At 66.1% G+C, this 13,983-nt stretch carries 13 protein-coding genes; 10 read left to right on the top strand and 3 right to left on the bottom strand.

Annotated elements, in window-relative coordinates:
* The first annotated feature begins 77 nt into the window (after positions 1-77).
* From FLL57_RS00180 to FLL57_RS00155, 6 genes are all read left to right on the top strand, one after another.
* On the top strand, positions 78-1,121 hold the full coding sequence (locus FLL57_RS00180; protein WP_142881824.1) for a ligase-associated DNA damage response exonuclease: 1,044 nt from the start codon (positions 78-80) through the stop codon (positions 1,119-1,121).
* Positions 1,118-2,959, top strand: coding sequence for an ATP-dependent DNA ligase (locus tag FLL57_RS00175; protein WP_142881823.1), 1,842 nt, complete (start codon positions 1,118-1,120; stop codon positions 2,957-2,959). The genes FLL57_RS00180 and FLL57_RS00175 overlap by 4 nt, the downstream gene beginning before the upstream one ends.
* Positions 2,960-3,032: 73 nt before the next feature.
* The gene (locus FLL57_RS00170; RefSeq protein WP_013500748.1) at positions 3,033-3,335 is read left to right on the top strand and encodes a DUF6460 domain-containing protein; all 303 of its coding nucleotides are present in this window, start codon (positions 3,033-3,035) and stop codon (positions 3,333-3,335) included.
* Positions 3,336-3,414: 79 nt separating this feature from the next.
* Positions 3,415-4,674: an MATE family efflux transporter gene (locus FLL57_RS00165; RefSeq protein WP_235677286.1), complete on the top strand. Its 1,260-nt coding sequence runs from the start codon at positions 3,415-3,417 to the stop codon at positions 4,672-4,674.
* Positions 4,675-4,810: 136 nt separating this feature from the next.
* A complete protein-coding gene (locus FLL57_RS00160) occupies positions 4,811-5,518 on the top strand; it encodes a carbonic anhydrase (RefSeq protein ID WP_047307699.1) in 708 nt (235 codons plus the stop codon).
* 146 nt (positions 5,519-5,664) lie between these two features.
* Entirely contained in the window at positions 5,665-6,399 is a 735-nt protein-coding gene (locus tag FLL57_RS00155) for an MBL fold metallo-hydrolase (protein WP_047307698.1), read from the top strand.
* Between the two features lie 332 nt (positions 6,400-6,731).
* Here FLL57_RS00155 and FLL57_RS00150 read toward each other — a convergent pair whose 3' ends face one another.
* Together FLL57_RS00150 and FLL57_RS00145 are read right to left on the bottom strand one after the other, a co-directional pair.
* Complete coding sequence (locus FLL57_RS00150; protein WP_047309267.1) at positions 6,732-7,826, bottom strand: quinone-dependent dihydroorotate dehydrogenase; 1,095 nt, start codon at positions 7,824-7,826, stop codon at positions 6,732-6,734.
* Complete coding sequence (locus FLL57_RS00145; protein ID WP_142881821.1) at positions 7,823-8,167, bottom strand: DUF952 domain-containing protein; 345 nt, start codon at positions 8,165-8,167, stop codon at positions 7,823-7,825. Before FLL57_RS00145 ends, FLL57_RS00150 begins: the two co-directional genes overlap by 4 nt.
* A gap of 326 nt (positions 8,168-8,493) precedes the next feature.
* Here FLL57_RS00145 and FLL57_RS00140 point away from each other — a divergent pair, with 326 nt between their 5' ends.
* Entirely contained in the window at positions 8,494-9,126 is a 633-nt protein-coding gene (locus FLL57_RS00140) for a S24 family peptidase (RefSeq protein ID WP_234713376.1), read from the top strand.
* Positions 9,127-9,216: 90 nt separating this feature from the next.
* Positions 9,217-9,975 carry a carbonic anhydrase gene (locus FLL57_RS00135; protein ID WP_142881820.1) on the top strand — a complete coding sequence of 253 codons (759 nt, stop codon included), beginning with the start codon at positions 9,217-9,219 and terminating at the stop codon, positions 9,973-9,975.
* A 90-nt stretch (positions 9,976-10,065) separates the two neighbouring features.
* Here the strand turns inward: FLL57_RS00135 and FLL57_RS00130 are convergent, their stop codons facing one another.
* Complete coding sequence (locus FLL57_RS00130) at positions 10,066-10,932, bottom strand: caspase family protein (protein ID WP_142881819.1); 867 nt, start codon at positions 10,930-10,932, stop codon at positions 10,066-10,068.
* 443 nt (positions 10,933-11,375) lie between these two features.
* Here FLL57_RS00130 and FLL57_RS00125 point away from each other — a divergent pair, with 443 nt between their 5' ends.
* Both FLL57_RS00125 and FLL57_RS00120 read left to right on the top strand, forming a co-directional pair.
* Positions 11,376-13,115 (top strand): hypothetical protein, encoded by a 1,740-nt coding sequence (locus FLL57_RS00125; RefSeq protein WP_142881818.1) that lies wholly within the window; start codon positions 11,376-11,378, stop codon positions 13,113-13,115.
* Between the two features lie 114 nt (positions 13,116-13,229).
* On the top strand, positions 13,230-13,961 hold the full coding sequence (locus FLL57_RS00120; protein WP_142881817.1) for a thermonuclease family protein: 732 nt from the start codon (positions 13,230-13,232) through the stop codon (positions 13,959-13,961).
* Positions 13,962-13,983 lie beyond the last annotated feature (22 nt).

The raw sequence follows: 13,983 nt of genomic DNA, 5'->3' as shown, positions 1-13,983 counted from the left end.
CGCGGCCGGGGTTTTTGTTTGCGCGGAACAAGCACGGCCGGGCTCGTTTGCGGTTCGGCCTTTCCTATATTGCCTGCATGCGTCCGCACGACATCCTGCTGCCGACCGCCGCCGGCCTGTGCTGCAAGCCGGGCGGTTTCCACATTGATCCGGTGCGGCCGGTTGAGCGCGCGCTGATCACCCATGGCCATTCAGATCACGCCCGCGCCGGGCACGGCGCCGTGCTGGCGACCCGGCCCACGCTCGCCATGATGCGGCTGCGCTATGGCGACAATTTTGCCGGTGCGACCCGGGAGGTCGCGTATGGCGAGGTCATCCGGCTCGGCGACACCACGGTCACGTTTCATCCCGCCGGCCATGTACTCGGCTCGGCGCAGATCGCGGTCGAGGCCGGCGACCTCCGCATCGTCGCGTCGGGTGACTACAAGGACGCGCCGGACCCGACCTGCACGCCGTTCGAGATCGTACCGTGCGACGTGTTCATCACCGAGGCGACATTCGGTCTGCCGGTGTTCCGGCATCCCGACGCGGCTGGCGAAGTCAGAAAGCTGCTCGACTCCGTCGCGCTGTTTCCGGAGCGGGCGCATCTGGTCGGCGCCTATTCGCTCGGCAAAGCGCAGCGGGTGATCGCGCTGATCCGGCAGGCCGGCTACGACGCGCCGATCTATCTGCACGGCGCGATGGAGAAGATCACGCATTACTATGCGGAGCAGGGGGTGCCGCTGGGCGAGCTGCGCCCGGTGAAGGGCGTCAAGAAGGCGGAGCTGGCCGGCACCATCACGCTGGCACCGCCGTCGGCGACCTCGGATCTCTGGACGCGGCGCTTTCCCGATCCGCTCACCGCGTTCGCCTCGGGGTGGATGCGGGTGCGCGCCCGCGCCCGGCAGCGCGGCGTCGAACTGCCGCTGGTGATCTCCGACCACGCCGATTGGGACGGACTGACCGCCACCATCAAAGCCACCGGCGCCAGCGAAATCTGGGTCACCCACGGTCAGGAAGACGCGCTGGTGCATTGGTGCAAGTCGCAGGGCCTCGCTGCCCGGCCGCTTGATCTGGTCGGCTATGGCGACGAGGACGAAGACGTCGGCATGCCGGCCGGCGATGAGGCGAACGACGCATGAACCGCTTCGCCGAACTGCTCGACCGCCTCGGCTACGAGCCAGGCCGCAACAACAAGCTGCGGCTGATCACCAATTACTTCCGCGCGGTCGAAGACCCCGACCGCGGCTGGGCGCTGGCGGCGCTGACCGGCGCATTGTCGTTCCGCCACGCCAAGCCCGGCCTGATCCGTGCCCTGATCGCCGAACGCACCGATCCAGTGCTGTTCGGCCTGTCCTACGACTACGTCGGCGATTTGTCCGAAACGGTGGCACTGATGTGGCCCTCGCCCCATGCGCAGCGCAACTCCCCTCCCCCTTGCGGGGAGGGGTCGGGGGTGGGGGTCCACACCGGGACGCCATCCTCGGGGCGCCCTCACCCCAACCCTCTCCCGCAAGCGGGAGAGGGAGTCCGCTGTGCATCGGGAGAGGACGTCGCTTCTGCCGAGGGCTCAGTGAACACCGGCCACAACAATCCCCCGCCGCCGACGCTCACCGAGATCGTCACCACGCTGCATAGTCTCGGCAAGGCCGAGCTGCCGGCGCGGTTGGCGCGCTGGCTGGATGAACTCGACGAGACTGGGCGCTGGGCGCTACTGAAGCTGGTGACCGGGAGCTTGCGGATCGGGGTATCGGCGCGGCTCGCCAAGACCGCGGCTGCGGCGCTCGGCAACAAGGATCCGCACGATGTCGAACTGGTGTGGCCCGGCATCGAGCCGCCATACGACGAACTGTTCGCCTGGCTCGAAGGCCGCGGTCCGCAGCCGGCGAGCCGCGATCCGGCGCCGTTCCGCCCGGTGATGCTGGCCCATGCGGTCGACGACACCGACTTCGCCGGAATGGACCCGGCCGACTACATCGCAGAATGGAAATGGGACGGCATCCGCGTCCAGGCCGTCAGCGGCCTGAACGAACATGGCGACTGCGTGGTGCGGCTGTATTCGCGCAGCGGCGAAGACATCACCATGAGTTTCCCCGATCTGTTGCCGTCCTTGCGCCTGCCGGGTGCGATCGATGGCGAACTGCTGGTGCTGCGAGACAAGCGCGTGCAGTCGTTCAACGTGCTGCAGCAGCGGCTGAACCGGAAAAGCGTGACGCCGAAGCTGACGAACGACTATCCGATCCATCTGCGCGCCTACGACCTGCTCGGCGACGGCGACGAGGATCTGCGGACGCTGCCGTTCGCCGAACGCCGCACCCGGCTGGAAACCTTCATCGCACGGCTCGGCGATCCCAAGGTCGATCTGTCGCCGATGGTCGCGTTCGACGACTGGGATGGCCTCCGTGCCGCGCGCCGCGATCCGGCAAGCGCCGGCGCTGGGCTCGATGCCGACGCGGTCGAAGGCGTGATGCTGAAGCGGCGCGATGCGCCGTATCTGCCCGGCCGCCCCAAGGGCCAGTGGTGGAAATGGAAGCATGACCCGCACATCATCGATGCCGTGCTGATGTATGCGCAACGCGGCCACGGCAAACGCTCGTCGTATTATTCCGACTACACCTTCGGGGTCTGGACCGAGGGCGATGGCGGCGATCAGCTCGTACCGGTCGGCAAGGCGTATTTCGGCTTCACCGACGAGGAGCTGCTGCAAATCGACCGCTTCGTCCGCCGCAACACCACCGAGAAGTTCGGCCCGGTCCGCCACGTCGTGCACGAACCCGACAAGGGGCTGGTGCTGGAAGTGGCGTTCGAAGGGTTGCAGCGCTCGCCGCGCCATAAATCCGGCGTGGCGATGCGGTTTCCACGCATCAGCCGGCTGCGCTGGGACAAGCCGCCGAAGGATGCCGACCGGCTCGAGACACTGGAGCGGATGCTGAAGGCGGAATCCGCGAAACCGCACCCGGCCGGCGCCCGCGGGCATTGACGGCAAACGGCCGGTTCCCCATCTGCCCTGCACCGAATATGATGCGCAAGCCACGCGCGCGAGGACCATGACGATGCGAGACGACATCCGGGATCTGCCGGCCAACGACGACAGGATGACGCGTTTCCTCGGCGGCTCGCCGATGGCGGTGGCATTTCGCCTGATCCTGATGTCGATCCTGGTCGGCGTCGTGCTGGCGGCGATCGGCCTCGATCCGTGGAACATCGTCACCAGCATCCGGCTGCTGTTCGAGCGGATCTGGGAGCTGGGATTCGACGCGATCAGCGGGCTGTGGCGCTACTTCCTGCTCGGCGCCGTGATCGTGATCCCGATCTGGCTGCTCAGCCGCTTGTTCAGCACGCCGCGCGGACGCTGACGGCCGCCTGCGCCTCGCCGTGGAGTCCGCAAATTCGGCCGTGACCACCCGGCAGGTGTTCTCCATCGCCGGGCCGGCGATGGTCGCCAATCTGACCACGCCACTGCTCGGCGTCGTCGCCACCACCGCAATCGGCCGGCTCGGCGAGGCCGCGCTGCTCGGCGGCGTGTCGATGGCCTCGGTGCTGTTCGACTGCCTGTTCTGGCTGTTCGGATTCCTGCGGATGAGCACGCTGGCGTTCACCGCTCAGGCGATCGGCGCCGGCGAGACCCGCGAAGTGCCGGCGCACCTGCTACGCGGGCTGCTGATCGCCGCCGCAATCGGGCTCGGGCTGATCGCCCTGCAGGCGCCGCTCGCCGCGGTACTGATCGGCGCGATGGGCGGCAGCGACGCGGTGAGCGCAGCAGCCGGCACCTATTTCTCGATCCGGATCTGGTCGGCACCGCTGGTGCTGGCCAATTTCGCGATCCTCGGCTGGCTGGTCGGACAGGCACGCGCCACGCTGGCGCTGGCGGTGCAGATCGCCATCAACCTGATCAACATCATTGCCACGGTGCTATTGGTGCTGTGGTTCGATTTCGGCATCGCCGGAGCCGCGATCGCCGCGGTAATCGCCGAAGGCTCCGGTCTGCTGATCGGATTGGCGATCGCGGCGCGACGCCGCCGCCTGTTCCAGGTGCCGCGGGCGATGCTGCTGGACCCGGATCGCCTGAAGCGGATGTTCGCGGTCAATCGCGACATCATGATCCGCACCGCGGCGCTGATCGCGGTGTTCCTGTTCTTCACCGCGCAGGGCGCGCAGGGCGGCGACGTGATACTCGCCACCAACGCGGTGCTCAACAACTTCCTGATGATCAGCGCGTTCTTTCTCGACGGCCTCGCCAATGCGGCCGAGCAGCTTTGCGGCCGCACCCTCGGCGCCCGCGACCGCGCCGGCTTCGTCAAAGCCACACGGCTGGTGATCCTGTGGGGGTTCGGCTTCGCGCTCGTCGTCAGCGCAATCTACGCGCTCGCCGGCCCGATGCTGATCGACTTCATCACCTCGAACGAGGAGCTGCGTCGCACCGCGCGCGATTATCTCTGGCTGGTGACGCTGGCGCCGATGCTCGGCGTGTTCGCGTTCGCCTATGACGGCGTGTTCATCGGCGCCACCTGGGCGCGCGAGATGCGCAATCTGATGCTGCTGTCGCTAGTCCTGTTCCTGGCATCGTGGTTCGCGCTGCGGCCGCTCGGCAACACCGGACTGTGGATCGCGCTGTTGTCGCACTACGTCTGGCGCGGCGGTCTGCAGGCGCTGCGCTATCCGGCGATGGTGCGAAGCTCGTTCACGGCGCACTGAATTTTCATCAAATCCTGCCGCCGCAATTAACACGATATTGATACCCGCATCACGTGCGAAGAAACGTCTCTTCGCATCTCGAAACTCCGCAAATACCATCGCTCCCAGATAACAGATCGAACAAGGGAGAGACGGAATGTGCCAGACGTGTTCGAGCAGCATGTCGCGACGTAACCTGGTTGCCGGCGGGCTGGGTCTTCTCGCTGCGGCCTCTCTGCCCCTCGCCGCGCGGGCGCAGACCCAGGCGAATGCGCCGAGCGATACGCCGGACGCCGCGCTCGACAAGCTGATGCAGGGCAACGAGCGCTACATCGCCGGTCAGATGCGCGAGCGCGACTTCTCCGCGGGCCGCGCCGCGCGGGCGGAAGGCCAGGCACCGTTCGCCGCGATCCTCGGCTGCGCCGATTCCCGTGTGGCGCCGGAGCTGGCGTTCGATCAGGGTCCGGGCAGCCTGTTCGTCGTCCGCGTCGCCGGCAACTTCGTCACCCAGGACGGCCTCGCCAGCCTCGAATACGGCGCCGCCGTGCTCGGCACCAAGGTGATCATGGTGCTCGGCCACAGCAATTGCGGCGCCGTGAACGCCACCGTCGCGGCGCTGCAGAAGGGCAACGGCCTGCCGGGCCATATCGGCGATCTGGTGCGGGCGATGAAGCCCGGCATCGAGCCGGTCCTCCAGAAGAAGGAGGACGATCTGCGGCATCAGGCGGTGATCGCCAATGTGCGGGCCAATGTCCGGCAATTGCAGGAGTCGAAACCGATCCTCGCCGACATGGTGAGCAGCAAGAAACTGCGGGTGGTCGGCGGTGTGTACGATCTGGCCAGCGGCAAGGTCGAACTGGTCTGACCGCGCCTGTGAGATGCGCGCCGGGGCGAACAGCATCGTCCCTGCGCGCAACGGTCGCGGCATCCGGCGATGGTACGGGTTACGTTCCGGGCACAGACAGCCTAGACGTGGGCGATGGCATCTGAGCCAGATCGACGGAACGCGAAATGCAGGTACGATTTGTCGGCTGTGGCGACGCGCTCGGCTCCGGTGGGCGCCTCAACACCTGCTTTCACGTTTCCGGCCAGACCGTCAACTTCCTGATCGACTGCGGCGCCACCTCGATGCCGGCGCTGAAGCGCTACGGCATCCTGCGCGAAGATCTCGACCTGATCCTGATTACGCATTTCCACGGCGATCATTTCGGCGGACTGCCGTTCCTGATGCTCGACGCCAAGTTTCTCAAGCGCAAGCGTCCGCTGGTGATCGCCGGCCCGCAGGGCATCGACATCCGCCTCACGCGGCTGATGGAAGCGATGTTCGAGCATTCCTCCGCCACCAAGCCGAGTTTCGATCTGCAAGTACTGGCACTGGAGCCGGGCGTCGCACGACAATTCGGTGCCGTAACAGTGACGCCGTTCCCGGTCGTCCACGGCGATTCCGGCGGGCCGTTCTTCGCCTATCGGATCGAAGCGGAAGGCCGCATCCTCGCCTATAGCGGCGACACGCAATGGACCGATCAGCTCGTCGCCGCCGCGCACGACGCCGACCTGTTCATCTGCGAGGCCTACACCTACGATCGCACGGTGAAGAACCACATCAGCCTGAAGGCGCTCGAGACGCATCTGCCGGAGATCAACCCGAAGCGCGTGATCCTCACCCATATGGGCGACGAGGTGCTGCACAAGCTCGACACCGTCCCGCACATGGCCGCGAGTGACGGTCTGATCGTGCCGCTGTAGAACTCTCAACGAGTCATTCCGGGGCGCGCAGCGCGAACCCGGAACCTCTGTGCCAGATAACTACGGGATTCCGGGGTCGCTCACTTCGTGAGCGCCCCGGAATGACACCCGTGACTGGAGCGCTACGCGCGCCCCAGGATGACAGTCGTGTTGTGTGGGGAGTCATTCCGGGACGCTCGCGCCAGCGAGCGGACCCGGAATCTGGAGATTCTGGGCACTACAGCGATTCAGCGGGACAGACTTCTCGGCCAGGTAACTGCGGGATTCCGGGTTCGCTCGCTGCGCGAGCGCCCCGGAATGACGGGGGGTGTGAGTAGCAGAACGTCGAACGCTCAGACCGGCCACTCTTCGGCAGTAATCATCGGGGCGTCGGCGCCGACGATTTCGGCCAGCGAATCGCGGCCGGTGCGGAGCAGCGTCGAGGCGAGGTCGGCCTTGATGCTTTCGACAAGACCAAGCCCCTTGTAGACCAGCGCCGAGTACAACTGGACCAGCGTCGCGCCGGCGCGGATCTTGGTCAGCGCGGCGCCGCCGGAATCGATGCCGCCGACGCCGATCAGCGGGAACGCACCCTCGGCGCGCACATAGGTCTCCGCAACCATCCGGGTCGACAGTCGGAACAGCGGCCGGCCGGACAACCCGCCCTGCTCGCCGATCCGGGTCCGGTCGCGCAAGGTCGGCGAGCGCGACAATGTGGTGTTGGCGACGATCATGCCGTCGACCCGCCGCGACCTTGCGATGTGCACGACGTCGTCGAGTTCGCCGAGCGACAGATCGGGCGCGATCTTGAGCAGCACCGGGGTATCGCCCGCAGCCGCCCGCACCCGCTCGCGGGCGTCGATCACCCGCGCCAGCAGATCGTCGAGCGCGGCGGCCTGCTGCAGATTGCGCAGGCCCGGCGTGTTTGGCGACGACACGTTGACGGTGAAGTAGCTGGCCAGCGGCGCGAAGGTCTCGATCAGCTTGACGTAGTCCGCCACCCGATCGTCGCTGTCCTTGTTGGCCCCGACATTGACCCCGACGATGCCGCCATATTGGGCGCGCGCCGCGAGCCGGCGCAGCACCACCTCGGCGCCGTCGTTGTTGAAGCCCATGCGGTTGATAACAGCTTCGTCGCGCTCCAGCCGGAACAGCCGCGGCCGCGGATTGCCGGCCTGCGGCTTCGGCGTCACCGTGCCGACCTCGACGAAGCCGAAGCCGAGCCGCAGCAGCGCATCCGGCGCCTCGGCGTTCTTGTCGAAGCCGGCGGCGATTCCGACCGGATTGGGGAAGTTCAGGCCGAAGGCGCGCACCGCGAGCCGGGGATTGTCGGGACGCGGCTTGGCCGGCGGCCACAGTTTAAGGCCCTGGATCGCCAGCCGGTGCGCGTCTTCCGGATCGAGCCAGCGCAGCAGCGGCAGCGAGACGGCATCGAAAGCGCGGATCACGGCGCGAGCTCCGGCACCAGATGGCTGCCATCGGGGCGGGTGGCGAGATCCTGCACGCCGGTCACCGCCGATATCGGCAACTCGCCATAGAGATGCGGAAACAATTCGCCGCCACGTGAAGGCTCCCAGCGCAGCCTGTCTCCGAGAGCAGCGGCGTCGACCGCGATCAGCTTCAGATCGGCCTTGCCGGCATAATGCCTGGCGAGCGTCCCGGCGAGCTGCGGCGCCGTCGAAAAATGGATGAAGCCGTCGCGGGCGTCGTCGGCACTGCCCCGGTAGACCGCGGCCCGTTCGGCGTCGCGCCAGGCCGCGGCGTCACAAATCTTGTAAATCGTGCGCAACGGCGCGAGTTCCCGTCTTTGCGGCTGGTTCCAGGGGCGGCGGCGATCGGTCCCGCAAATTTCTGGGCGACCGAAACATCCGCTGAAACAATAAGTTGCGCACGTCGGAAGCGCAAAATCGAATCCCGCATAGCGGACCCGCGCGCATTCGGTCGCCCGGCCATCGGCCGAACCTCGGCTCGACCGTATCGGCCGCTCCGAGGCTCCGCAAGAGCTTGTGTTTTTGTTGCCGGACAGGATTGCATATCGACGCCAATTAAGGCAATAATTCCTAGTATAAAGTTCGTTTCGCCTCGCCGAAGCAACGGCGCATTCGGGTGCCTCCGATGCAAATGCTGACGCACGATCAGATCTGGACTGCGCTCGACCGGCTGGCCGAGCGGTCCGGCCTGTCTCCCTCGGGACTCGCCAAGAAGTCCGGCCTCGATCCGACCACCTTCAACAAGTCGAAACGGATCACCAACGACGGCCGCGAACGCTGGCCGTCGACCGAGTCAGTCGCCAAGGCGCTGCAGGCCACCAACACCGCGATCGATACTTTCGTGCAACTGATCCACGACCGTCCCCGGGTGGTGCAGTCGGTGCCGCTGCTCGGCCTCGCCCAAGCCGGCTCCGGCGGTTATTTCGACGACGGCGGCTTTCCGGTCGGCAAGGGCTGGGAGGAGATCGGCCTGCCGTCGATCAGCGACGAGCACGCCTACGCGCTGCAGATCTCCGGGGATTCGATGAAGCCGGCCTATCGCCACGGTGACATCGTCGTGGTTTCGCCCAGCGCCGCGGTGCACCGCGGCGACCGGGTGGTGGTGAAGACCACCAAGGGCGAAGTGATGGTGAAGGAATTGAAGCGGCGCACCGCCAAGGTCATCGAATTGGCGTCGCTCAATCCCAGTCACCCGGACCGGACGTTTGCGCCGTCGGAGGTCGAATGGATCGGCCGCATCGTCTGGGCCAGTCAGTAAAAAGACACCGTCATCGTTCATTCGTCCCACTTCACTTTTTCTCCCGAGCCGCGCAATGCTGGTTCCGCGCAGCAACCCGGGAGACGTCCGATGGACCGTCGCAATATCCTGAAGGCCTTTGCCGGCCTCGCTCTATGCCCCCTTTGCACCACCGCAGGCGTCGCCGCCGAAGGCGCCCATCATTGGGGCTACGAAGGCGACGGCGCTCCGGCGAAATGGGGCGAGCTAGATCCCGCCAACCAGATTTGCTCGATCGGCGTGCAGCAATCGCCGGTCGACATTCGCTCGACCGTCGGCGCCAACCTGTTTCCGCTGCAGGTGCAGTGGGCCGACACGGCCGACACCATCGTCAACAACGGCCACACCATCCAGCTCAACATGGCAGAGGGCTCGACGCTCAAGCTCGGTGGCGCGACCTTCAAGCTGGTGCAATTCCATTTCCATCGTCCGAGCGAACACCTGATCGACGGCAAGTCGTTCCCGATGGAAGTGCACTTCGTCCACCGTATGGATTCCGGCACGCTCGGCGTGGTCGGTGTGCTGATGCAGGAAGGCGCCAGCAACGCGGCTTTCGCCAAGATCGTCGCGACCATGCCGCACAGCGAGGGACCGGCGGTGAAGGCCGACGCAGCGATCAACCCGAATGCGCTGCTGCCGGCCAAGCTCAGCTACTATCGCTACGAAGGCTCGCTGACCACGCCGCCGTGCTCGGAGATCGTCGACTGGATGGTGCTGACCGATCCGATCACGGTCGCTGCCGAGGACGTCGCGGCGTTCGCCAAGCTGTATCCGATGAACGCCCGTCCGGTGCAGAAGGACAACCGCCGCTTCGTGCTGCAGTCCAACTGAGCCATCACAGCATCTGCTCAAACCAAAGACCTGACGCGGGCGCCGCGTCAGGTCTTTTCGTTTCAGCCAGGATGATGTGCGGAAGGCTGCTCAGCCGCCGGTGTCGGGCGTCGCATCAGCGATCGGCACCAGCGGCACGTCCGCGACCAGCGACGAAGTCATCGACGGCACCTGGGCGCCGTTGGTCGCCTTGATCACCGCCGCCCGCGCCTGGGCGAACGCTGCCTCGGCGCCTGCGGGCGACGCCAGCGAGCTGAGCAATTCCCCGACCAGTACGCTGTGGGCGCCGTCATTGTCGTCCGCGACCTGACCCGGCGTCGCCGCCGACATCACCAGCGCATTGGCGGGCGTCTCGATCGGCGCCAGTCCGTGCGAATAGGTGCGGAAGCGGCGCTCGAAGGGATTGCGGCGCGAGGCATCGAGCACCGCGAGATTGACGTTTGCGCCGGCGGCCCTGATCTCCGCCAGCACCTGCTCGACGCTGACGCCGCTGCGGCGCACGTCCATCTCGGTCCAGATCTTGGCGTCGACCGGGATCATGTAATTGTCGCGGCCGGACTGGATGCCGTAGCCGCCGAAGAACAGCATCACGGTCGCGTCCTTGCGCGCGCGCGCCTTGAGGCGTTGAACCGCACGCAGAATATCGTCGCGGCGGGCGTCCTCGATCATGTCGACGTCGTAGCCGTCGCCGCGCAGCCTGGCGCTGAGCGCACGGGCATCGTTGATCGGCTGGACCAGCGGCGCTGCGGCATCGGGGTAATGAGCGTTGCCGATCACCAGCGCCAGCCGTGACGAGGTCGCGGTTGCCTGTTCGGTGGCCGTCGCGGCAGCGCCGGCGGATTCGACCGGACGCTTGTTCAACGCCGCATTCGCACCGATCGCCAGCGACACGACGCCCACCAAGGCCGTTGCCGCGGTAAGGGTCCGCCGTGACAAGCGATGCAACCGGATCTTCATCGTCAATCGTCCTTATCGGCGCGCGCAGGCATTCGTCGCATCGCTACCGTTCAGGTTCAGGGGATGACCGGGTCTTCTGCTTATGAATTGCGCTCAATTTGCGGCGCCGCACAATAACAATTCATTAAACAGTTCAGCTCGCTCCGGCAAGCGATCAGGAACTCCGACCGTCGAACGAGGACAGCCCTCCTGCCCTGCCGTACCGCTGATCTTTGCTATTCAACCGGCGCTCCATCGCGACAACCGCGAGGAACATCACGCAGCGCCGCGAATGCTTCACTGATCTGTACTGCGACAATTTTCATCTTTGGCGGGCGTTCTGTTCTGTCTTACGCCTTGACGATCCGGATCAGGGGCGAAGCCGGACGCGGCGGTTTGTAATCCCCGCCCGTCCATGCAATTCCTCAATGACTGGAAGACGTTCAGGCGCGCGGAAGACGATCATGGATGTGCTGAAGATGGCCGGCGCGGCGTACCGCGCGCTGACCGCCCGGAAGGAAGCGCCGACGCTGTACGACCTGTGCGACCCGGTGTTCCGCGGCCACAAGCACGGCGACCCGCACATCTCCAAATTCTACAACACCGCGCTCGGCAACCCGGTGCTCCGACCGCTGCTGCGCAAGGCCGGGCTGCCGGAGCTCAAGGATCCGGTTCGATTCCGCAGCCTTCGCGACGCACTAATCAGCGCCCGCGACGACGCAGAGCCGGATTGGGCTGCGATCGGGGCACCGATCGCAGAGCTGATCGACAGCGTCAGGCTGGAGCACCCGCATCCGCCGGTTTGGGTGGCGCCGCCGCAGACGCCGCGCCTCGCCGATATCGACAGCGCGATCCGTGCCTGCGGCGATCATTTGCTGCAATCATGGAGCCGCAACGGTTTCATCCCGGCCTACGCGGCGTTCAATCTGATCGGCGATCCGGATTTCGACGGCCGCGCGTTCCTGGCGGCGCTGACCGGGCTGAATGCGCGCAGCTACAAGAATTCGACGCTGCTGTTCAATCTGGCGCGGGTGTTCATCGCCCGCTCGCCGGCCGCAGGTGTGATCAATCCGCGCTGGCGCGGGATTGCGGAGCCGATGTGGTCGCCGGTGCAGATCCGCCATCGCTCGGCCTATTACGACGCGTTCTACATCGAGGCGCTGCTCGGCTTCATCGATACCGGTCTCGGCACGCCCGACGACACCCGGGCGGCGCGGCGGATCATCGCCGACATGGCCGAGTTCTGCCTGAAGACCAGCCGCGAGCGAGTGCGCACGCCGGACGGCGAGCCGTTCGACGTGATCACCGCACTGGCGCCGCCGCCGCATCCGCGGTTTTCCCGGTTCTTCACCAAGGTCAAACACAACCTCGGTTTCGGCGTCTACGTTCCGGACTGCGACACCACCGCCTGCTCGATTTCGGCCGCGACCCAGGCGAATTCGTCCGATCCGATCATCGATCAGCCGCTGATCGACTTCTATCGCACCTATCAGGTGCGCGCGGGCGCCAACGCGCCGATGGTCACGGTGCCGCTCAACGACAATGTCGACTACGACGGCGGCATCGTCACCTGGATCGACAGCCTGGCCGGCGAGCGCCCGTTCGGCAACGACCTCGACCCGACACTCAATCTCGACGTGCTCGAGGTCAGCTTCCGCAACTGCGCGCGCTGGCGGATCGTCGAGACTCCGGCACGGCTGGAGACGGTGCGCCGCATCGTCGATTTCCAGCGCCGGCTGGTGGCGAGCGGCGCATTCGCCGATCCGAAATCACACGTCTACTATCTGCCCGAACTGTATTGCGCGTATTTCGGCCGCTGCTACGCAGCGTTCCGGGCGCTGGACGAGACCGCCAGGCGAACGATCGATCCGGACGGCGTGTTCGAAGCGATCCGGCAGCGCGTGCTGGCCTACGTGCAGGACGAACTGATCGCCAAGGAGATGAACGTGTTCGACGCCGCGCTGGCGCTGATCGCGCTCGGCCATCTCGGCGGCGATCCTGCGCAATTCGCGCCGGCCCTGCATTGCATCCTGAGCCATCTCGGCGAAGGCGGCGGCCGCGCCCCGTTCAAGGCCTATGAATGGAACAAGATGAAAACGCCGACCCGCATCCTGGTCGGCGGGCCGGAAGTGACCTCTGCATTCGTGCTGATGGGCTTGGCGCTGGCCCGCAAGGCGCTGCTGCAGCCGGCGCACCAAAGCTGAGCTTCGCGCGAAGTTGAAGCACCGCATGGCCGCGGCGCTGGCCCGGCGGCCCAAGATTCAGCACAATCGGCGAACCTGGTGAGCGGCAAGGATGACTGCCGGGAAGGTCGACGCATGGTCAAGCTGATCAAATGGCTGCTGCCGCTTCTACTCCTGCATCTGCCGGTGACGGCACAGGCCGCCGACGTCAGCGGCGTGCCAAAGATCCGAGACGGCGACCATGCGCTGATCGGCAAGACACGCATCCGCCTCGCCGGCATCGACGCACCCGGGCTGGATCAGCTCTGTCTCAATCCGAAGGGCGACCGCTGGACCTGCGGGGTCGCCGCACGCGACGCGCTGGTTCAGCATACCGCCGGAAAGAGCTGGATCTGCCATGTCCAGCGTGTCGACAAGGCCGGCCGCGCGATCGCCAAATGCGACGTCGACGGCGAAGATATCGCCCAATGGATGGTGAAGAGCGGCTGGGCGCTGGCCTATCTGCAGCATTCGCGTGCCTATGAGCCGGATGAGAAGGCGGCGCGCGACGCCAAGGTCGGGCTGTGGCAGGGCTCGTTCATCGCGCCCTGGGCGTGGCGGGTGCGCAGCAGCAAGACTCCGATTCTGGGCGCCACCAAGCCGCCGAAAGATGCCCGGCGGACCTTGCTCGCCTCGGCCTCCGGTCCGGTGGCGCCGTCGCCGGATTGCACAATCAAGGGGAACGTCAACAAATCCGGGTTCTGCATCTACCATAAGCCGACCAGCCGCTGGTACGCAAAGATCCGGATGAAGATCAGCAAGGGCACCCGCTGGTTCTGCTCGGTCGAGGAAGCCGAAGCCGCCGGCTGCCGCGAAACGCGGCGTTAGTCCGCAAGGCCGACCTTCGGGG

Source organism: Rhodopseudomonas palustris, assembly GCF_007005445.1.
In the GTDB taxonomy this organism is placed as follows: domain Bacteria; phylum Pseudomonadota; class Alphaproteobacteria; order Rhizobiales; family Xanthobacteraceae; genus Rhodopseudomonas; species Rhodopseudomonas palustris_G.
Note: the sequence above shows the minus strand (reverse complement) of the source record. Positions and strands in the feature narration are given on the sequence as shown.

Excerpts from the sequence above, each read along its gene's own strand:
- FLL57_RS00165 (WP_235677286.1), top strand. The coding sequence starts at position 3,415 with ATGGTCGCCAATCTGACCACGCCACTGCTCGGCGTCGTCGCCACCACC.
- FLL57_RS00155 (WP_047307698.1), top strand. The coding sequence starts at position 5,665 with ATGCAGGTACGATTTGTCGGCTGTGGCGACGCGCTCGGCTCCGGTGGG.
- FLL57_RS00160 (WP_047307699.1), top strand. The coding sequence starts at position 4,811 with ATGTGCCAGACGTGTTCGAGCAGCATGTCGCGACGTAACCTGGTTGCC.
- FLL57_RS00175 (WP_142881823.1), top strand. The coding sequence starts at position 1,118 with ATGAACCGCTTCGCCGAACTGCTCGACCGCCTCGGCTACGAGCCAGGC.
- FLL57_RS00130 (WP_142881819.1), bottom strand. The coding sequence starts at position 10,932 with ATGAAGATCCGGTTGCATCGCTTGTCACGGCGGACCCTTACCGCGGCA.
- FLL57_RS00120 (WP_142881817.1), top strand. The coding sequence starts at position 13,230 with ATGGTCAAGCTGATCAAATGGCTGCTGCCGCTTCTACTCCTGCATCTG.
- FLL57_RS00135 (WP_142881820.1), top strand. The coding sequence starts at position 9,217 with ATGGACCGTCGCAATATCCTGAAGGCCTTTGCCGGCCTCGCTCTATGC.
- FLL57_RS00140 (WP_234713376.1), top strand. The coding sequence starts at position 8,494 with ATGCAAATGCTGACGCACGATCAGATCTGGACTGCGCTCGACCGGCTG.
- FLL57_RS00170 (WP_013500748.1), top strand. The coding sequence starts at position 3,033 with ATGCGAGACGACATCCGGGATCTGCCGGCCAACGACGACAGGATGACG.
- FLL57_RS00125 (WP_142881818.1), top strand. The coding sequence starts at position 11,376 with ATGGATGTGCTGAAGATGGCCGGCGCGGCGTACCGCGCGCTGACCGCC.
- FLL57_RS00180 (WP_142881824.1), top strand. The coding sequence starts at position 78 with ATGCGTCCGCACGACATCCTGCTGCCGACCGCCGCCGGCCTGTGCTGC.